This is a genomic window from Kosakonia sp. WA-90, assembly GCF_039871955.1.
Taxonomy (GTDB): Bacteria; Pseudomonadota; Gammaproteobacteria; order Enterobacterales; family Enterobacteriaceae; genus Kosakonia; species Kosakonia oryzendophytica.
In genome coordinates this window covers 72,967-91,811 of record NZ_JBDPLJ010000004.1, presented here as the reverse complement: position 1 = coordinate 91,811, position 18,845 = coordinate 72,967, and the positions used below count along the sequence as shown (strand labels likewise).

The window sequence follows — 18,845 nt, the reverse complement described above, 5'->3', positions numbered from 1 at the left end:
AAGATGACTGTGCGAAGGTGGCGGAATTGGTAGACGCGCTAGCTTCAGGTGTTAGTGTCCTTACGGACGTGGGGGTTCAAGTCCCCCCCCTCGCACCAGATATCTTATACCCTCCCTGTATGACTCTCCTGTTACAACATCATTTTCAAATTCATCAGCAGCAGCATCATTCCACCGACCAGCGCAACGCCTGAAGGCAGCAGCACAAAATGCCGTAAACGTTTGTGGTACAGCATTGCTGGCGTGAGCAACAGACCAAGCACAATGACTCCCCGCCAGGCATTAACTGACAGATCGGCAAGCGCCAGAATGGCCACAACAATGCCTGGTAAGACAATCCCCCATCCACTCCCCAGCGCGCGCTGCAACATGCTTTCATCTCTCATATCGATAATGATAACCAATATCATATGATATGTTTTCTCATTTGTCAGCCCGATACGAAGCGTCAGTATGAAGATCACTCATCTTCTAATGACAGGCATTCAGTAAGGTGATAAATTAAGCGCCACTTAAATGAAAATCCAAATCACTAATTTTTCGCGATAACTGTTTCATCGCGTTACATTTTCTTTTTTTGACTATCAGCACGCCGTTAGATTACGGATAAACAACGATTTTTAGGTATGACATTACAAACCTGGCAATCTCTCTGTAACAAGAAATATCGATTGTCCCTGCGTCTATTTCTGTTACTCAATGCGATCTCAGCGCTGTTTTCCATCGCTCTGCCGCTCTCTCACCTGCGTATTCTGACGATCCCCGTATGCATCATTTTCGCGGCGAGCCTGGTGTTGCCAGTGCTACACCACTATTTTCCTAGCCGAAAAATTAATATCACCCTTATTGCGTTGATATTTGGCTGTCTATGGGCGTGGCATGTAATCACTAAAGTCAGATTAATAAATGATAATGCTGATGCCTTTCTACTGATCGCCTTGTTGAGCATCCTGTTTATAGGCACCATTGCATTTTCAAATAATATCCTCGCCTTTTTATTTCACTCGTTACCGGTATTCGTCAGCTGTTTGTGGCTAAGCAGTGGAGAGAACGAATTCAGAATGATCTACTCTTTTGCACTGCCGGTTTTGGGCATCTCTATTCAGCATGCAATTCAAAAGCGTAATGATCATTTTGCCCAGGCATTAATGAATCGGCTGATGCAGGAGCGCAAAACACTCAATGATTTGAGCATGCTGGATCCGCTGACCGGTTTGTACAACCGCCGTGGTTTGCAGCATAAACTCGACAATATGCTGGCGGTAGATGATAGCCCTCGCTATGTGCTGCTTCTCGATATCGATCACTTTAAAGCTTATAACGATCATTACGGCCACATGATGGGGGATCAGGCGCTCATCCGTGTCTCTGCCGCCTTGCGCAATGCCGTACGCTCACGCGATATTGTTGCCCGCTTCGGTGGCGAAGAATTTATGATCCTGCTTAATAACGCAGAACAGGAAGATGCACGCCGTACCGCTGAACGTATTCGCCAGCAGGTGTATGATCTGAAAATTCCGCATATGTTTAATGAAAGCGTCGCCACAAACGTCACCGTCAGTATCGGGATTGCGCCATTGCTGGGTAATGATATCGAAGCGTCTCTTTCCCGTGCCGATAAAGCGCTGTATGAAGCCAAACATATGGGGCGCAACAACATCCTCGTAAGTGAAGAATTACAGCCTGCCTGAGGCGCTCCCGCGCTAACTTTACGATAAACACCTTGCTATCGATTTTATCCGTGGTTAGGATTAAAAATCATTATCATTTAGATTTCTTATCCTGCTACTGCCATGACTTCACGTACCGCAACGATTGCTGAAAATGCTACCTGGCGAGGGAGCCTCAACAATGAGCGCGATTCGCTGGCGAATGCCGTACGGGAAACTATCTCCAGCCATCGCGAATATCTGCTTGATTTTATTCATCTCAATGAACCCGCACCTTACCAAACCATGACGCTGGCAGAATGGTCACGCGGTAGCGCGTTACAAACGCTTATTGCGACCTATTCCGATCATATTTATCGCAACCAGCTAACGCAGCCGCGAGAAAACAAGCCACTGTTATCACTATGGGCGCAATGGTATCTCGGGCTGATGGTACCGCCGTTGCTACTGGCGCTGTTGATGCAGGAACGCGCAATCGACCTTACACCTGAACATTTCCATGTCGAGTTTCACGAAACCGGCCGTGCCGCGTGTTTCTGGATTGATGTGCAGCCCGATGACGTATTAACGTCCTGTAACGATGCCCAACGAATTTCCGCGCTGACGACATACGCTATGCTCCCGGTCGTACAGGCGCTGGAAGCCACCGGAGGCATCAACGGTAAGCTTATCTGGAGCAATACGGGCTATCTGATTAACTGGTGCCTGGGGGATATGATCCCCGTGCTTGGTGAGGGGCGTGTCGCAGCGCTGCGTCAGACCTGCTTCTTTGAAAAACAACTTGCCGATGGCAGCGACAACCCGCTGTGGCGCACCGTTGTGCTGCGGGACGGTGTACTGGTGCGCCGCACTTGCTGCCAGCGCTATCGTCTACCAGATGTCCAGCAGTGCGGCGACTGCACGTTAACATAAACAAAGGAGCGGTTATTCCGCCCCTTTGTTTTCCTTGTGCCTTTATGCAACCTGCTTATCGTCTTCTGCGCGCTGTGCTTCTTCTGCTTCCTGTTCCAGTAACTGTTTTTCGTACACTTTAAAGAACGGATAGTAGATAACCGCAGACACACAAGCGAGCAAGACCACGAGAATTGCTGCCCGGAAATCCCAACCCAGCGCCCACGCGCCGCCAATAGGCGCAGGAGCGGTCCAGGGCACAACGGAAATCACTCTGCCAATAAGATCCAGTTTCATCGCCGCCCAGGCAATAATGGCGTTGATCGTTGGTGCCAGCAGGAAAGGAATAAAGAATACCGGGTTCATTACAATGGGTGTGCCAAAAATAACCGGCTCATTGATGTTGAACATACTCGGTACGACGCTCAAACGCCCGATGGAGCGTAAATGTACCGAACGGCTGCGCAGGTAGCAAAAGACCAGCCCCATCGTCGCCCCGGAGCCACCAATCACAATAAAGAAGGTCCAGAACGCTTCCATAAAGATATGCGGCAACGGCGCGCCCTGCGCCAACGCGGTCTGGTTCAAACCAAGGTTCGTTAACCAGAACATTTGCAGCATACCGGAAACGATCGCAGCGCCATGAATGCCGGCGAACCACAGTAAATGACCAATGATCACCGCCAGCAGAATGGCCGGTAATGAATCCGCTGCCGCTACCAAGGGTTTAAACAGCGCCATAATGGCCTGCGGGATCAGCATATTGAACTGCGTCTGGATAAGCAGACTCAACGGATAAAGCGTCAGCACTACCACCAGCACAGGAATGAGTAAATCAAACGAGTTTTTTATCATCGGCGGCACCTGATCGGGCAGGCGAATACCAATGTTATGCGCTTTTAGAAAACGCATCATTTCCACACAATAAATCGCCACCAGGATCGCGGTGAAAATACCGGTGCCGCCAAGGCTATCCACCGGCAGCGTACCGTTGGTTTTTGGGGCTGCGACCAATAAGAAAGCCATCAGCGATAGCATGGCGCACATAAAAGGATCCAACTGATGCGACTTCACATAATGCTTACCAAGATTGTAAGCAATAGCCGCACAGATATAGATAGACATAATGCCCATCGTCATATCGAAAGGCGTAAGGATCCGCCCTTCATACTGCTTCGCAAGATCAAGCCAACCACGGGCGAAACCCCAGGTGGTGTCCGGCGAAAATGGCGGATAGGCAAAGACCAGCAGGAACGAGCCCACAATCATAAACGGCATTGCGGAAATAAACCCGTCACGGATGGCCATCACATGGCGTTGGGAAGAGATTCGCCCGGCAATCGGGCTGACGTAGTTTTCTATAAACCGGAAAATGAGGTTAAACGCAGCATGGTTGGCAGACATAGCAGATCTCCTGTCAGACTAACAAAGTAAGCGCACCAGCGAATATTCTGCCGCGTCGCGATCCATTTTTTCTCTGTGAAACCATGTGGTTGTTTGAACCAGCATTACAACGAAACAGGATACGTTCATAGACGGCTCTTTATTTAATTTTCTGGGCAGAGGGAAGTGACAAAATGAGTATTAACCCGGGTTGATGACACTGCAACCGGTTACTGTAACCGGTTTCCGCGATTGTGAAGGCGATCGATAATCTGGTTGTAAGGCGTTTGTTAAGGAGGGATATTTACAGCAATAACGTGCTTGTGACAGATTAATAGCGGTTTTAAGCAGGAGAACATCATGAGTTTGCAGTCTGTGCGGCAATTTTTTGCCGACAATGCCCCCGACATCGATATCATCGAACTGAGCCAAAGCACGGCAACCGTCGCGCTGGCTGCTGCGGCACATCATGTGGAGCCGGGACAAATCGCCAAGACACTGTCGTTAAAAGTAAAAAATGAAGTCATTCTGGTGGTCGCCAAAGGCGACGCGCGCCTGGATAATAAAAAGCTAAAAAATACTTTCGGCGCGAAAGCGCGAATGTTAAGTAGTGACGAAGTGGTTACGATTACCGGCCATCCCGTTGGCGGTGTCTGCCCATTCGGTCTGGAAAACCCTCTGGCAATATATTGTGATGTGTCGTTGAAACAGTACCCGGAAGTCTTGCCAGCTGCCGGAGCCATCCACAGCGCCGTGCGTATCTCGCCAGAAAGAATGGCGGAACTGACCCGCGCCAAATGGATAGATGTGTGCCTGTAGTCTCGTTGCACCAGCGCCAGGTTTGATGCCTGGCGCACCAGAAGCGAAAGGCTAATTGGGATACTGACCGTAAACGTGCGGCATCCATGTCAGAATATCTGCAGCGTTAAGCAAACTCACATCAGACGTAACACCCAGCTTTGTCATCGCGTTAAATTTGTGCGCACGAATGGTTTTAACATTGCGATCCAGCTGTGAAGCGATTTCAGCCATGGAAAGACCGCGCGTCATACAGTTCAATATTGCCCGCTCCGTCGGGCTGAGCGTACGACACTGGCTCACATACCAATGATTAAGCATATTGTCATTGATATGCCGGGTTTCACCGAAGAGCGTTGCAAGCTGCTCCAATAAGAGAGGCAACGGCGCTGTTTTACTCAAAATGCCATGCAATCGCAACGATGAAAAAAGCCCCACCAATTGCGCCTCTCGATCGTCCTCAACCAGAACGATACGCTGTACACCGGGATGCGAGTATGAAAGTAGATGCAGCCCCATTAAACATTCACGCCGTTCTTCTCGCAGTCCAAAAAGAGAATAAATGATAGAAAAAAACGACGTCTGTTTGAGTGCCTGACGGAATTCAGCAAAATTTTTATAGAAATGAAACGAGTATTGACAATATGTCGGATCACTCAATAAATTTTGCAATCCCACTTCACTCATTATGCATTTTTCGATGATGGCTACGTTTCTTTTCGTGCAATTCTTTCCCATTCTTTCCGCTCTCCGTATGCCGTTCCTAAATTGAGCTCTTTCATTCCCCGAGTACTATTAATCCATGTGTACAGGTCCGCATTACTGCGCAGTAATAATCTGCGCATTGCACTATTTTTTTGCGCACTGATAGTTTTATTGCTCTTTTTTAGCAGTGTTGCAATTTGATTTATTCCCCACCCTTTTCCCAACAGACGTAATACTTTTCGCTCGGAAAATGTCAGTGCATCTCCCATCGAAGAATTCTCTTCCATAAATTCTTCAGCGGGCATCAAAAGCGTCTGGCTGATTTTTCCATTTTTCTCATAGCTCGCATGAATAGTCGTGACAATGTCCGCAATCGACGCCTCATCAGAAAGTAACGTTGTGTGCGAACGTAAAAGAAGCTGTTTCGCAACCGGATAGAGGCTACCGGAGACAAAGAAAATCCAGTGCGCATTATCGCATTGCGAGAGCAGTGAATAGTATTGCTGACAATTTCTGCGCGCATACCGCTGTTCGCCTGTTAAATCGACAATAACCATACTGGCGCACTGTAATTTTTGCAGCGCAATCTCCTCTATGGATGAATAACAGGCCAATTCATATTCAGTAAAATGTCGGGCAACTATGCCCTCTATTCCGGCGCTGAATACTGGCATTCGACTTATAATAACCCCATGTTTACTGTTTAGTGATAGCATAAAACCTCCGCTTCCATTCGCGAGCTCTATCAATTCTCGTTATTAATATTTACTTGACTGATGAAATTAATGCGAAATAGTCCCACATCTCGTCAGGATGACGCGGTGAAAAATTAGTAAAATGCATGATTAGCAATTAAATATAACGTTGTAAAATTATAGTATTGCCCACTCATGTGTCAACATAACACAACGCCCTTTCAAACACCCCGGATATTATTAAAAAATAAAATAAGAAATTAAAACAATCAATGCGTGGATAATTAAGATAAAACCCATAAATTTAATAAATAATTAAGATTAATTTATACCTAACCTGCTCATTAATCATGTTTTTCCACAATGAGAACATTAATACCCTAACAGACCTGAACTGGTCTTAACCCACAACGGGAATGCATCATGAAACGCCTTCATCGTGATTTAATGCACAGTTCTTGATCTACTTTAGCGCCCTTCAGCCCATATTCTGTGCTAAATATAGACTTTTCGCTCCCCCTTCTTGTGAGCGCCTTTGCAAACAGTACCAGGGTAACCATGCAAACAGACCAGTCATCGCAGCGGGCAATTACACGCCTGTGTATTCAGTGTGGCCTTTTCTTGTTACAGCACGGCGCAGAGAGCGCGCTGGTGGAAGAGTTATCAACGCGTCTGGGACTGGCGCTGGGCATGGACAGCGTAGAGAGTTTAATTTCATCCAATGCCATCGTCCTGACGACCATCAAAGACGGGCAATGCCTGACCTCCACACGCAAGAACAGCGATCGCGGAATCAATATGCATGTCGTGACGGAGGTACAACACATTGTGATCCTGACCGAACACAAGCTACTGGATCTAAAAGGCGTTGAAAAACGCTTTGCCCAGGTAAAGCCACTGCGTTACCCGCGCTGGCTGGTCACCCTGATGGTAGGCCTTTCCTGCGCCTGCTTCTGCAAGCTCAATAATGGCGGTTGGGACGGTGCATTTATCACTTTTTGCGCCAGCAGCGTTGCGATGTATGTACGGTTGGTGCTGGCAAATCGGCACATGCACCCGCAAATTAACTTCTGTGTGACCGCGTTTGTTGCAACGACGGTTTCGGGCTTGATGCTCACTCTGCCGAATTTTCTCCACTCATCAACGGTAGCCATGGCCGCCAGTGTTTTGTTATTGGTACCGGGGTTCCCGCTTATTAATTCCGTCGCCGATATGTTTAAAGGCCATATCAATACCGGGTTGGCGCGCTGGGCCATCGCCAGCTTATTAACGCTCGCAACCTGCATTGGCGTGGTGATGGCGATGACGTTATGGGGGCTACGCGGATGGATGTGATCCTGTTTTTTGTGGCGCTGGCGCAAGATATGGTGCTGGCCGCAGTCCCCGCCGTTGGGTTTGCCATGGTATTTAATGTTCCCCATCGCGCCCTGCGTTGGTGTGCGCTTCTTGGGGCCATTGGTCACGGATCGCGCTTTGCCATGATGCACTGGGGTTTTAACATTGAATGGTCAACGTTCGTGGCCTCTATGCTGGTGGGCAGTATTGGTATTCGCTGGTCGCGCTGGTATCTGGCGCATCCGAAAGTATTTACCGTCGCTGCGGTAATCCCTATGTTCCCTGGGATCTCCGCGTACACGGCAATGATTTCAGCGGTGAAAATTGGTCATTTCGGCTACAGCGAAGAGTTAATGATCCTGCTGTTGACCAACTTCCTTAAGGCATCGTCGATTGTGGGGGCGCTCTCTATTGGCCTATCGATCCCCGGCTTGTGGATCTACCGCAAACGCCCACGCGTTTGAGATTTGTTTTCTGTCGCCGCCGTGGTGATCATCGCCCTGCCTGAGGAAAAGGGTTTGAATGTCGTACGTATGGAACAAATTGCCGAACGGGCGGGCACCCCAGCGGAGGGTGGTGTATCACGTCAAAACCAAAGAAAACCTCTATTTGCAGATTATGTTCACCGCCTGATGAGCAGCCTCAGCTTTCACTGCGTGGCAAACAGAGCGACTCTTTTTCAATGTTTGAAGAGAAGGAGGAGCCAACCGCGCAGCGTCAGTATTACCGTAACATGGTGGTGCAGGTTGTGCTGTGTTATACCTGCCCGTAAAAAATAACTTGCAATTAAATCGCGCACTATATAAATTCGTTTCATGAAGACGAAAACGACACCGAACGCGCAACTCGCGTTAGATAACCAGTTTTGCTTTGCGCTTTACTCAACAAACCTGGCTCTGAATAAGCTTTACCGGCAGCTACTGGCGCCGATGAACCTGACTTATCCGCAATATCTGGTCATGCTGGTGTTGTGGGAGAAAGACGATGTGACCGTGTCGGACATTGGCGAACGCCTGTTTCTGGATTCCGCCACACTCACGCCGCTGTTAAAGCGCCTCGAAAGCGCCGGGCTGATTTCACGTCAGCGTTCGCGCCAGGATGAGCGTCAGGTGGTGATCACATTAAGCGAAAGTGGGCGCGCGTTACAGCAACAAGCCGCCTCTATTCCGGAATCGATCAGTTGCGCGATGGCGTGTGACAACGCAACCCTGCGGGACATCAAACAGCAACTGGAACAACTTCGTCAGCGGTTTCACCTGGCTTAAGCGCCCTTACGGGCGTTTTCGCCAACAGATAAATAGCACGCTATTTTATAGCAAGCACTCAAGATAATAAGGAACCTGTCATGTCTTTAGAAAAAGTCGTTTATACCGCCAAAGCCAAAGCCACCGGCGGCCGTGATGGCCGCGCAACCTCTTCTGACGGCGTACTGGACGTCAAACTGGGCGTACCGAAAGAGATGGGCGGTGCGGGCGGTGAAGTGACCAACCCGGAACAGCTGTTTGCTGCGGGCTACTCCGCCTGCTTCCTCGGTGCAATGAAATTTGTTGCCGGCCGCGACAAAATCGCCATGCCTAAAGACGCCTTTATCGAAGGCGAAGTGGGTATCGGTCCGTTGCCAACCGGTTTTGGTATCGAAGCCAAACTGAACATTCACCTGCCGGGGATGGACGCGGCAGAAGCGAAAAAACTGGTCGACGCAGCGCACATCGTTTGCCCGTATTCCAACGCGACCCGCGGTAACATCGATGTGACCCTGAACATTATCGCATAACCGCTTCAGAGCCGGGGCAACCCGGCTTTTTCCTGCTGTACTGTCCTTTCCCTTCCCTGTGTTACTATGTGTCATTATCTCTGCGTGGAAAACGCAGTGCACCGTATCCGTTGTATTCCAGTTTGAGAACGCGTTATGTCTTCCAGAATTCTGACGTCAAATGTCATCGGCATTGATGAGTTTATGCGCGATCATGCCAGCGTACTGGCCCGCACGGAAGGTGGCGCAATCGCCGTTTTTGTCAATAACAGCCCCGCGTTTTATGCCGTTACGCCACAGCGACTCGAGCGATTGCTGGCGCTGGAGGCGCAGCTTTCGCGTCCGGCCAGCGATATTGCATTAGATGCGCAGTTCTACGAAGAACCCAGCGCCGCGCCGGTAAACGTGCCAATGGGGAAATTTGCTATGTATGCGGGTTGGCAGCCCGATGCTGACTTCCAGCGTCTGGCCGCGCTATGGGGCATCGCGCTGGCGCAGCCGGTTACGCCGGAAGAACTGGCGTCTTTCGTCGCATACTGGCAGGCGGAAGGCAAAGTCTTCCACCATGTACAATGGCAGCAAAAACTGGCGCGTAGCCTGCAAATAGGGCGTGCCAGCCAGAGTGGCGCAGCAAAGCGCGATATCAACACCCTTTCAGAACCGGACAGTCAAATCCCACCAGGCTTTAGAGGATAACGATGAAAAACGTCGGCGAATTGATGAAACGTCTGCAAAAAATGATGCCCGCCAATACCCAACCTGCATTTAAAACAGGCGAAGAGTTAATGGCCTGGCAGAAACAACAGGGCGAAATCCGTTCGGCGGCGCTGGAGCGTGAAAACCGCGCCATGAAAATGCAGCGCACCTTTAACCGCTCCGGCATTCGTCCGCTTCATCAAAACTGCTCCTTCGACAACTACCGCATTGAAACCGAAGGTCAGATGCGCGCCCTGAGTCAGGCACGGCAATATGTCGAAGAGTTTGAGGGCAATATCGCCAGCTTTATCTTTTCTGGCAAGCCAGGAACCGGTAAGAATCACCTTGCGGCCGCCATTTGCAACGAGTTGTTATTACGCGGCAAATCGGTGCTGATCATTACCGTTGCCGACATTATGTCTGCCATGAAAGAGACATTCGGCAACCGTGAAAGCAGCGAAGAGCAGTTACTGAACGATTTAAGTTCGGTTGATCTGCTGGTGATCGACGAGATCGGTATGCAAACCGAGTCCCGCTACGAAAAAGTGATCATTAACCAGATTGTCGACCGCCGCTCATCATCCAAACGCCCAACCGGCATGCTGACCAACAGCAACCTTGATGAGATGAACAAACTGCTGGGCGAACGCGTCATGGACAGGATGCGCTTGGGCAATAGCTTGTGGGTGATCTTCAACTGGGAGAGTTATCGCAGCCGCGTCACCGGCAAAGAGTATTGAGAGTTTTCCCCTCCGTAGGCTTCCCGCGCCCGGGTGTATACTGGGCGCTCTCGTCATACATCAGGATCTGCACGACATGAAATTCGCCAAACGCCTGCTTTGCACCGCTGTTATCAGCAGCACCCTGTTTACCGGTTTTGCCCATGCGGCGTCCTGGCAGGACACGCTCTCCAGCGCTGCCGGCCAACTCAGCCAGAATAATTCTGCCTCGCAACAAGGCGGTTTGTCGCTCTCCTCCCTGACCGGCCTGCTTAACGGCGGCAACCAGGCGCTCAGCGCCGGAACCATGAACAACGCCGCAGGTATTATGACCTGGTGCGCCAAAAACAAACTCTCCTCGCTGACCAACACTGAAAACGTGAAAAATCAGGTACTGGATAAACTGGGTCTGGGAACAACGGAACAAAAACAGGACACCAACTATCTGGAAGGGATTCAGGGAATGCTGAACACCAAAAACGGTGAGCAACTGAATCTGAGTAACATTGGCAACACGCCGCTGGCGGAAAAAGTGAAATCAAAAGCCTGCGATATCGTTCTCAAACAGGGCGTCAACTTCCTCTCCTGACCCTGTGCCGCGTTGCTCTCAACGCGGCGTTTTCCTCCGCTGCCCTACCTTTTCGTCGCCAAAGCGACGGCGATCACCCTGCCGCCTTTCTAAACCAATTCTGAATAAACCGGGAATAAAGTGACACTACAATTGCAGGTATGTGACATGAATATTAAATTGTACGTCCTGTTACAAAGATTAATAGCCAGCAACATGTCTGGCATTGATGGGGGATGACGGTTGTCTGAATTGCTTTCTGTTGCTTTGTTTCTCGCCTCCGTGGCGACTTACGCCTGGAAAGCGGGTCGTAACACCTGGTGGTTCACCGCTACGTTGCTGGTCCTCGGTTTCTTTATCCTGTTAAATATCACCTTATTTGCCAGCCACTATTTTACCGGCGATGGTATTAACGATGCGGTACTCTATACGCTGACCAACAGCCTGACCGGTGCTGGCGTCAGCAAATACCTGCTTCCCGGCGCGGGCCTCGCGCTGGCGCTGTTTGCCGTATTTTGCGCACTCGGTTGGGTACTGCGCCGTCGTCGTCATCGCCCACATCATATGGGCTACAGCTTGCTGGCTCTGGTGCTGGCGCTTGGTTCCGTGGATGCCAGCCCGGCATTTCGTCAAATTACAGAACTGGTGAAATCCCAGACGCGCGGCGGCGATCCGGATTTTCTGACTTACTACAAAGAACCGGCAAAGTCGATTCCGTCCCCGCACCTGAATCTGGTCTATATCTATGGTGAAAGCCTGGAGCGCACCTACTTTAATGATGAGGCGTTTCCGGGGCTTACGCCGGAACTGGGCGCGTTGAAAGAGGAAAGCATCGACTTCAGTCACACCCAGCAATTGCCAGGTACGGACTACACGATTGCAGGCATGGTGTCGTCTCAGTGTGGCATTCCGCTGTTCGCACCGTTTGAAGGTAATGCCTCCGCATCCGTTTCCACCTTCTTTCCGCAAAACCTGTGTCTTGGCGACATCCTGAAAAATTCTGGCTACGAGAATCACTTTATTCAGGGGGCAAACCTGCGCTTTGCCGGTAAAGATGTGTTCCTGAAATCGCACGGTTTTGACTATCTCACCGGTGCAGAAGAGCTTAAAAAGCAGGTTGACGACCCGAACTACCGCAATGACTGGGGTTTCTATGACGATACCGTGCTGGATGCGGTATGGCGACAGTATGAAGAGCTTTCCCGCGCCGGTAAGCGCTTCTCTCTGTTTGCCCTGACGGTGGACACTCACCACCCGGACGGATTTATTTCCCGCACCTGCACGCGCAAAAGCTACCACTACGATGGCAAGCCGAATCAGTCCTTCAGCGCCGTCACCTGTAGCCAGCAGCATATTGCCGCGCTGATTAACAAGATCAAAGCATCGCCATGGTTTAAAGATACGGTGATTGTCGTGTCGTCAGACCACCTGGCGATGAACAACACCGCATGGAAATATCTGAACAAAGCAGATCGCAGTAATCTCTTTTTTGTGATCCGAGGTGATGAACCCCAGCAGGATATCTCCGGCATCAAACGCAGCACGCTGGATAATGGTGCCACCGTGCTGGATATCCTTGGCGGGGATAACTACCTTGGCCTTGGGCGTAGCAGTCTCTCCGGGCAGTCACTGTCCGGCGTGTTCCTGAATATGAAAGAGAAAGTGCTGGCCTGGAAGCCGGAGATCATTCGCCTGTGGAACTTCCCGAACGAGATGAAAGCGTTCACTATCGACCAGAATAAACAAATGGTCTCGTTCTCCGGGAGCCAGTTCCGGCTGCCGTTGCTGGTGCGCGTCGGGGATAAACGTATCGAGCCCCTGCCGGAAAGCGAATATTCCGCACCACTACGTTTCCAGTTGGCGGATTTCGCCCCGCGCGACAACTTTGTCTGGATCGATCAGTGCTACAAAATGGCGCGCTTGTGGTCGCCGGATCTGGCGCTTTCTACCAATTGGTGCGTTTCACAAGGGCAGCTGGGCGGAGAACAGCGCGTCCAGCAGGTGGATAAAGCACAATGGAAAGGGAAAACCGACTTTCAAGAGACGGTGATCAGCGCTGAACGCTACCAACATAATGTGGATACGCTGAAGATCGTCGACGATAGCATCCGTTATAAAGCCGACAGTTTTGTATTTAACGTTGCAGGCGCGCCGGAAGACGTCAAACACTTCAGCGGCCTCTCCCGTCCGGAGAGCTGGGGACGCTGGTCCAACGCAAATCTTGCCGACGAAGTGAAGATTGAGTACGACCACCCGTTGCCAGAAAAATTCGCGCTGGTCATCACCGCCAAAGCGTTTGGCCCTAACGCTAACCGCCCCATCCCGGTGCGCGTGGGTTCTGAAGAGCAAACATTAACCTTGGGAAGCGAGCTGAGTACCACAACCCTGAGTTTCAGCAATCCATCGCTCAGCAACACACTGGTGATTGCCCCGCCTGCGCCGCAATCCAGCAATGAGGGGAATATTCTTGGCCACTCACCGCGCAAGCTGGGCATTGGCCTTGTTGAACTCAAAATCGTTGATCGCGAAGGCTGACCGCTACAGGTCGGCCTTCATCTCATACTGACTGATCGGCATAAGGAGATAACCAGCACGCGTAAATAGCGGCGTAAAATGGGCGGGCACGACCACAGAAGTGCTCAGTCCGGGGAAACGCTGATTTAATGCGCGCAGTAATTCGCTGGCGAATCCTTTACGCCGGTACTCCGGCTCAACATAGATAAACCGCAGTTGCGGCTTCTCCATATGGGTGGCAATCACCGCATACGCATGCTTGCGGTACTCAAAGGCCAGCGCAGGCAGCGAAACTGAAGAAAGGGGATCGACCAGCCATGACAGCATGGCATTGCTCTCGCCTGTCGCTTTGCGCACCACCTCCAGCGGGTCAAGCGCCTGTAACGCCACCGATTGCACAGATGCATCCGCAGCGCCCTGAAAACCGTAAAGTTCCTGAGTCATCACAAAGCCCAGATTGCGATAGAGCGCCACGGCGGGATGATTCTCCTGAATCACCTCAAGTTGCATGTTCACGACGCCCCGCTCGCGCAACGCAGCCATTAGCGGCGCAAGAAGACGTTTTCCTTGCCCTTTCGCCCGGTACGCGGGGCGAATTGCAAATGCCGCTAACCGGGCGGAGACGCCGCGTCGGGTGATCAGCGCCACGGCAGCAGGCGTTTCATCCGCCAGCCAGACGCAAGAATCCACCAGACTTAATCCTTCGGCAATAAAGCGCTGGGCAAAGACCGCAGGCGGCAGCGAAAACGGCACGCTGTAGCCTTCAAAGCAGTCGCCGACAATCGCGGCCAGTTGCTCACAACTGTAGTGAAGGGCAGGAACGGCAATGAGGTGCATAAGGCTTCTCCGCAGAATGCTTTTCCAGAGAATAGCACGGCGAAGCCGGGAGAGAATGCGCCCTGGACTACAGGGCGCAGAGAACAATCAGAAGGTTTCCCAGTTGTCACCAGTATCCGTCGCGGCCACTTTACGCGGTTGGGAGGCAACCGGTGCGGCTTTGGCGAAAGCGGCGGCCCCCGCTTTACGCTGTTCCTGCAGAATGCGGAACACGGCAACTGCCTGCGTCAGGCGGCTGGCCTGTTCTTCCAGCGCAGCGGCAGCAGCAGCGGATTCTTCTACCAGCGAGGCGTTCTGCTGAGTCACGCGATCCATCTCGGCAACCGCCAGACCCACCTGGTCGATACCGCGGCTCTGCTCATCAGAAGCAGACGCGATTTCGCCCATAATATCGGTCACACGGGTGACCGCATTGACGATTTCATCCATCGTCTCACCGGCGCTTTCCACCAGCGTGGAGCCCAGTTCAACGCGACCAACGGAGTCTTCAATCAGGCTCTTGATTTCACGGGCTGCCTGGGCGCTACGCTGCGCGAGGTTACGCACTTCGCCCGCAACCACCGCAAAACCACGCCCCTGTTCACCTGCACGTGCCGCTTCTACCGCGGCGTTGAGCGCCAGGATGTTGGTCTGGAAAGCAATGCCGTCGATTACGCTGATAATGTCAGCAATTTTCTGCGAACTGGCGGCGATGTCTCGCATGGTCTGCACCACGTTGTCCACCACTTTTCCGCCTTTCTGCGCGGTTTCAGATGCGCTCAATGCCAGATGACTAGCCTGACGGGCGTTTTCGGCGTTCTGTTTAACCGTTGCGGTCAGTTCTTCCATGCTGGCTGCCGTTTCTTCCAGCGATGCGGCTTGCTGCTCGGTACGGGAAGAGAGATCGTTGTTACCCACCGAAATTTCGCTCGCGCCGCTGTAAATGGCGTTCGCACCGTTACGCACATCGCTGACGGTACGCACCAGCTCGCTCTGCATGTGACGCAGGCTGTCCGCCAGCACGCCCATTTCGTTAGAGCCCTGTACTTCAATACGCTGTACCAGATCACCACCGGCAATATGGCGAATGTTGTCGATCAGGTGGTTCAGCGGCGCAATCAATGCACGTTTGATCCCTGCCCATACGCCGACGATCACCGCCAGTACCACGATCAGGACGGTAATAATGATCCATATCGCAGAACCATAGGAGCTTTCGCTCGCATTGACTGCTGTTTCATACAGGGAATCGTTCTGCTGCAAGTAGTTGACGTATTGTTTCTCGAAACCGTCCTGGTAACGCTGTGTCGGCTGGTCAAAGAAGTCATTAATTTTGCCGGCACCCAGCAGTTGGATCAGCTCCGCCAGTGCGTTGTGATAGATATCGTAGTTACGTTTGATCTCTGCTGCGGCTTCGTCGCTCTGGCGCGGATCGCGCGGCAGCGCCTGGTAAGCAGCCCAGTTCACTTCCGCCTGTTTCAGTGAAGTACTGGCAATCTGCATCAGATCCGACACAGTGGCACCGCTACCGATATTGTTCTGATCCATCATGTAGCGAATACCCGCGCGGTTCAGGGTATTACGGGTTTGCAGCAGCGCTACCCAGCTGGCGTTCAGCGTAGATTGTTGCTGACGAATGGTTTGCAATACGGTGAAGTTTTCTTTGTCCTGCTTTAGGGCGTTGAAGAACAAGCCGCCGGAGGTGAGCTGTAAAAGGCCAAATAATCCTAATACCAGTAACAAACTGGTCACAAGTTTAATGCGATTTAACATGTTTTCTCTTTCCATATAGACAGATGTAAGATTTTCGGCCTGGAATAAGAAAACTTTATGGCTCATCGTGCTAATATTCACCAAAACAATAGTCGTAATGCAGCCGACCTGAAACGTACTCAACCCGCGCCCACCAAGGGTTCCGAGTGATCGCCATCACACATTTTCCGCCACGTAGCGCGTGTAAAAACCGCTCACTCCGATTCCATTACCGCTTAGCGTCCATTTCTAACCACTCAACCAAATCGTCGCCGTTTCGCGCGCGTAATTTGTCATGATCGTGGCCAGCATACAGCCTTTACAACACCTCACATCCGATTCTCTTTTTCTGCTAAAAGCCAGGTCTGATATGGATACTAAAAAACTCTTCAAGCACGTGCCCTGGGTGATCCTCGGGATTATCGGTGCTTTCTGTCTCTCGGTTATTGCGTTACGGCGGGGCGAGCACGTAAGCGCCCTGTGGATCGTGGTCGCTTCCGTCTCCGTTTATCTGGTGGCATATCGCTACTACAGCCTCTACATCGCCCAAAAGGTGATGAAACTCGACCCGACCCGCGCCACGCCAGCGGTGATCAATAACGATGGTCTTAACTATGTGCCAACCAACCGCTACGTGCTGTTTGGCCACCACTTTGCCGCTATCGCGGGCGCAGGTCCGTTAGTCGGGCCGGTACTGGCCGCACAAATGGGTTACCTGCCGGGCACGCTATGGCTGCTGGCAGGCGTGGTACTGGCCGGTGCCGTGCAGGACTTTATGGTGCTGTTTATCTCTTCCCGCCGTAACGGCGCCTCGCTTGGCGAGATGGTCAAAGAGGAGATGGGCCGCGTGCCGGGGACCATTGCACTGTTTGGTTGCTTCCTGATTATGATCATCATCCTCGCGGTGCTGGCTCTGATCGTGGTGAAAGCGCTGGCGGAAAGTCCGTGGGGCGTGTTTACCGTCTGCTCTACCGTGCCGATTGCCCTGTTTATGGGTATTTACATGCGCTTCCTGCGCCCAGGCCGCGTGGGTGAAGTCTCGGTTATCGGGATTGTGCTGCTGGTGGCCTCCATCTGGTTCGGCGGTATTATCGCTCACGATCCGTACTGGGGCCCGGCGCTGACCTTTAAAGACACCACCATCACCTTCGCGCTGATTGGTTATGCCTTTATATCTGCACTGCTGCCGGTATGGCTGATCCTCGCACCGCGTGACTATCTGGCGACCTTCCTGAAAATCGGCGTGATCGTCGGTCTGGCGCTGGGTATTGTGATCCTCAACCCGGAACTGAAAATGCCAGCGGTGACGCAGTACATTGACGGTACCGGCCCGCTGTGGAAAGGCGCGCTGTTCCCGTTCCTGTTTATCACCATCGCTTGCGGCGCCGTTTCTGGCTTCCATGCGCTGATCGCATCCGGCACCACGCCGAAACTGCTGGCGAACGAAACCGACGCCCGCTTTATCGGTTACGGCGCAATGTTGATGGAATCCTTTGTGGCGGTGATGGCGCTGGTTGCCGCGTCCATTATCGAACCGGGCCTTTACTTTGCGATGAACACCCCGCCGGCAGGCCTCGGTATTACTATGCCGAACTTGCATGAACTGGGTGGTGAGAATGCGCCGATGATTCTGGCGCAGTTGAAAGATGTCACCGCACATGCGGCGGCAACGGTCAGCTCCTGGGGCTTTGTGATTTCGCCGGAACAGATCCTGCAAACCGCAAAAGACATCGGCGAGCCGTCGGTACTGAACCGTGCGGGTGGCGCGCCGACGCTGGCCGTGGGTATCGCTCATGTGTTCCACAAAATCATGCCAATGGCGGATATGGGCTTCTGGTACCACTTCGGTATCCTGTTCGAAGCGCTGTTTATTCTTACCGCGCTGGATGCAGGTACTCGTGCAGGCCGCTTTATGTTGCAGGATCTGCTGGGGAACTTCGTGCCGGTTCTGAAGAAAACTGACTCGCTGGTTGCCGGCATTATTGGTACTGCGGGCTGCGTGGGCCTGTGGGGCTACCTGCTGTATCAGGGCGTGGTTGATCCGCTGGGCGGCGTGAAGAGCCTGTGGCCGCTGTTCGGTATCTCTAACCAGATGTTGGCTGCCGTTGCCCTGCTGCTCGGCACAGTTATCCTGGTGAAAATGCAGCGCATCAAATACATCTGGGTTACTGTGGTTCCTGCCATGTGGCTGCTGTTGTGCACCACCTGGGCGCTGGGCCTGAAACTGTTCAGCACCAACCCGCAACTGGAAGGCTTCCTGTATATGGCTAACCAGTACAAAGCGAAGATTGCCGCGGGCGGCAGCGAGCTGACGGCGCAACAGATTGCCAATATGAACCATATCGTGGTGAACAACTACACCAATGCCGGTTTGAGTATTCTGTTCCTGGTGGTGGTTTACAGCATCATCTTCTACGGCATCAAAACCTGGTTGAACGTACGTAACAACAAGGTACGTACCGACAAAGAGACGCCGTATGTGCCAGTGCCGGAAGGCGGCGTGAAAACCTCCTCCCATCATTGATGTAACCAGGCCGGATGGCTCCCTCT

18 protein-coding genes and 1 tRNA gene are annotated in these 18,845 nt (G+C 52.0%); 13 read left to right on the top strand and 6 right to left on the bottom strand.

Annotation, left to right across the window (positions count from 1 at the left end):
• The first annotated feature begins 11 nt into the window (after positions 1-11).
• A tRNA-Leu gene (locus ABGA49_RS09335) sits at positions 12-98 on the top strand.
• Positions 99-131: 33 nt separating this feature from the next.
• Here ABGA49_RS09335 and ABGA49_RS09330 read toward each other — a convergent pair.
• Positions 132-410, bottom strand: a complete 279-nt coding sequence (locus tag ABGA49_RS09330; RefSeq protein WP_088237350.1) for a DUF1435 domain-containing protein — start codon at positions 408-410, stop codon at positions 132-134.
• A 216-nt stretch (positions 411-626) separates the two neighbouring features.
• Here ABGA49_RS09330 and ABGA49_RS09325 point away from each other — a divergent pair, with 216 nt between their 5' ends.
• A complete protein-coding gene (locus tag ABGA49_RS09325) occupies positions 627-1,691 on the top strand; it encodes a GGDEF domain-containing protein (protein ID WP_061497906.1) in 1,065 nt (354 codons plus the stop codon).
• Positions 1,692-1,793: 102 nt separating this feature from the next.
• Entirely contained in the window at positions 1,794-2,582 is a 789-nt protein-coding gene (fhuF, locus tag ABGA49_RS09320) for a siderophore-iron reductase FhuF (RefSeq protein ID WP_347665476.1), read from the top strand.
• 42 nt (positions 2,583-2,624) lie between these two features.
• Here fhuF and ABGA49_RS09315 read toward each other — a convergent pair whose 3' ends face one another.
• Positions 2,625-3,965 carry a PTS sugar transporter subunit IIC gene (locus ABGA49_RS09315; protein WP_061497909.1) on the bottom strand — a complete coding sequence of 447 codons (1,341 nt, stop codon included), beginning with the start codon at positions 3,963-3,965 and terminating at the stop codon, positions 2,625-2,627.
• A 339-nt stretch (positions 3,966-4,304) separates the two neighbouring features.
• On the opposite strand from ABGA49_RS09315, the gene ABGA49_RS09310 reads away from it, so the two are divergent.
• Positions 4,305-4,763, top strand: a complete 459-nt coding sequence (locus ABGA49_RS09310) for a YbaK/EbsC family protein (RefSeq protein WP_061497911.1) — start codon at positions 4,305-4,307, stop codon at positions 4,761-4,763.
• Between the two features lie 51 nt (positions 4,764-4,814).
• Here ABGA49_RS09310 and bglJ read toward each other — a convergent pair whose 3' ends face one another.
• Both bglJ and ABGA49_RS09300 read right to left on the bottom strand, forming a co-directional pair.
• A complete protein-coding gene (gene bglJ / locus ABGA49_RS09305) occupies positions 4,815-5,429 on the bottom strand; it encodes a DNA-binding transcriptional activator BglJ (protein WP_061497913.1) in 615 nt (204 codons plus the stop codon).
• A gap of 20 nt (positions 5,430-5,449) precedes the next feature.
• Entirely contained in the window at positions 5,450-6,163 is a 714-nt protein-coding gene (locus tag ABGA49_RS09300; protein WP_088237347.1) for a LuxR C-terminal-related transcriptional regulator, read from the bottom strand.
• A 537-nt stretch (positions 6,164-6,700) separates the two neighbouring features.
• Between ABGA49_RS09300 and ABGA49_RS09295 the strand changes: the two genes are divergently transcribed.
• From ABGA49_RS09295 to opgB, 8 genes are all read left to right on the top strand, one after another.
• Complete coding sequence (locus ABGA49_RS09295) at positions 6,701-7,477, top strand: threonine/serine exporter ThrE family protein (protein WP_061497917.1); 777 nt, start codon at positions 6,701-6,703, stop codon at positions 7,475-7,477.
• Positions 7,468-7,941, top strand: a complete 474-nt coding sequence (locus ABGA49_RS09290; protein WP_061497919.1) for a threonine/serine exporter — start codon at positions 7,468-7,470, stop codon at positions 7,939-7,941. The genes ABGA49_RS09295 and ABGA49_RS09290 overlap by 10 nt, the downstream gene beginning before the upstream one ends.
• Before the next feature lie 351 nt (positions 7,942-8,292).
• Positions 8,293-8,742, top strand: coding sequence for a MarR family transcriptional regulator (locus tag ABGA49_RS09285; protein ID WP_061497921.1), 450 nt, complete (start codon positions 8,293-8,295; stop codon positions 8,740-8,742).
• Between the two features lie 80 nt (positions 8,743-8,822).
• Complete coding sequence (locus ABGA49_RS09280; RefSeq protein ID WP_020456446.1) at positions 8,823-9,251, top strand: organic hydroperoxide resistance protein; 429 nt, start codon at positions 8,823-8,825, stop codon at positions 9,249-9,251.
• A gap of 135 nt (positions 9,252-9,386) precedes the next feature.
• Positions 9,387-9,926: a primosomal protein DnaT gene (dnaT, locus tag ABGA49_RS09275; RefSeq protein WP_347665475.1), complete on the top strand. Its 540-nt coding sequence runs from the start codon at positions 9,387-9,389 to the stop codon at positions 9,924-9,926.
• A 2-nt stretch (positions 9,927-9,928) separates the two neighbouring features.
• Positions 9,929-10,666, top strand: a complete 738-nt coding sequence (gene dnaC / locus ABGA49_RS09270) for a DNA replication protein DnaC (protein ID WP_061497926.1) — start codon at positions 9,929-9,931, stop codon at positions 10,664-10,666.
• Between the two features lie 76 nt (positions 10,667-10,742).
• Positions 10,743-11,234 (top strand): DUF2501 domain-containing protein, encoded by a 492-nt coding sequence (locus tag ABGA49_RS09265; protein ID WP_061497928.1) that lies wholly within the window; start codon positions 10,743-10,745, stop codon positions 11,232-11,234.
• Between the two features lie 222 nt (positions 11,235-11,456).
• Entirely contained in the window at positions 11,457-13,748 is a 2,292-nt protein-coding gene (gene opgB, locus ABGA49_RS09260; protein ID WP_347665474.1) for a phosphatidylglycerol--membrane-oligosaccharide glycerophosphotransferase, read from the top strand.
• Between the two features lie 3 nt (positions 13,749-13,751).
• Here the strand turns inward: opgB and ABGA49_RS09255 are convergent, their stop codons facing one another.
• Both ABGA49_RS09255 and tsr read right to left on the bottom strand, forming a co-directional pair.
• The gene (locus ABGA49_RS09255) at positions 13,752-14,564 is read right to left on the bottom strand and encodes a GNAT family N-acetyltransferase (protein ID WP_347665473.1); all 813 of its coding nucleotides are present in this window, start codon (positions 14,562-14,564) and stop codon (positions 13,752-13,754) included.
• A gap of 87 nt (positions 14,565-14,651) precedes the next feature.
• Positions 14,652-16,316 carry a methyl-accepting chemotaxis protein gene (tsr, locus tag ABGA49_RS09250; RefSeq protein ID WP_061497933.1) on the bottom strand — a complete coding sequence of 555 codons (1,665 nt, stop codon included), beginning with the start codon at positions 16,314-16,316 and terminating at the stop codon, positions 14,652-14,654.
• Between the two features lie 349 nt (positions 16,317-16,665).
• Here tsr and ABGA49_RS09245 point away from each other — a divergent pair, with 349 nt between their 5' ends.
• Positions 16,666-18,819, top strand: a complete 2,154-nt coding sequence (locus ABGA49_RS09245; RefSeq protein ID WP_347665472.1) for a carbon starvation CstA family protein — start codon at positions 16,666-16,668, stop codon at positions 18,817-18,819.
• Positions 18,820-18,845 lie beyond the last annotated feature (26 nt).

Coding starts and splice junctions, on each gene's coding strand:
- dnaT (WP_347665475.1), top strand. CDS start 9,387: ATGTCTTCCAGAATTCTGACGTCAAATGTCATCGGCATTGATGAGTTT.
- ABGA49_RS09255 (WP_347665473.1), bottom strand. CDS start 14,564: ATGCACCTCATTGCCGTTCCTGCCCTTCACTACAGTTGTGAGCAACTG.
- dnaC (WP_061497926.1), top strand. CDS start 9,929: ATGAAAAACGTCGGCGAATTGATGAAACGTCTGCAAAAAATGATGCCC.
- bglJ (WP_061497913.1), bottom strand. CDS start 5,429: ATGAGTGAAGTGGGATTGCAAAATTTATTGAGTGATCCGACATATTGT.
- ABGA49_RS09315 (WP_061497909.1), bottom strand. CDS start 3,965: ATGTCTGCCAACCATGCTGCGTTTAACCTCATTTTCCGGTTTATAGAA.
- ABGA49_RS09245 (WP_347665472.1), top strand. CDS start 16,666: ATGGATACTAAAAAACTCTTCAAGCACGTGCCCTGGGTGATCCTCGGG.
- ABGA49_RS09285 (WP_061497921.1), top strand. CDS start 8,293: ATGAAGACGAAAACGACACCGAACGCGCAACTCGCGTTAGATAACCAG.
- ABGA49_RS09325 (WP_061497906.1), top strand. CDS start 627: ATGACATTACAAACCTGGCAATCTCTCTGTAACAAGAAATATCGATTG.
- ABGA49_RS09330 (WP_088237350.1), bottom strand. CDS start 410: ATGATATTGGTTATCATTATCGATATGAGAGATGAAAGCATGTTGCAG.
- ABGA49_RS09310 (WP_061497911.1), top strand. CDS start 4,305: ATGAGTTTGCAGTCTGTGCGGCAATTTTTTGCCGACAATGCCCCCGAC.
- ABGA49_RS09300 (WP_088237347.1), bottom strand. CDS start 6,163: ATGCTATCACTAAACAGTAAACATGGGGTTATTATAAGTCGAATGCCA.
- ABGA49_RS09290 (WP_061497919.1), top strand. CDS start 7,468: ATGGATGTGATCCTGTTTTTTGTGGCGCTGGCGCAAGATATGGTGCTG.
- ABGA49_RS09280 (WP_020456446.1), top strand. CDS start 8,823: ATGTCTTTAGAAAAAGTCGTTTATACCGCCAAAGCCAAAGCCACCGGC.
- ABGA49_RS09265 (WP_061497928.1), top strand. CDS start 10,743: ATGAAATTCGCCAAACGCCTGCTTTGCACCGCTGTTATCAGCAGCACC.
- fhuF (WP_347665476.1), top strand. CDS start 1,794: ATGACTTCACGTACCGCAACGATTGCTGAAAATGCTACCTGGCGAGGG.
- ABGA49_RS09295 (WP_061497917.1), top strand. CDS start 6,701: ATGCAAACAGACCAGTCATCGCAGCGGGCAATTACACGCCTGTGTATT.
- tsr (WP_061497933.1), bottom strand. CDS start 16,316: ATGTTAAATCGCATTAAACTTGTGACCAGTTTGTTACTGGTATTAGGA.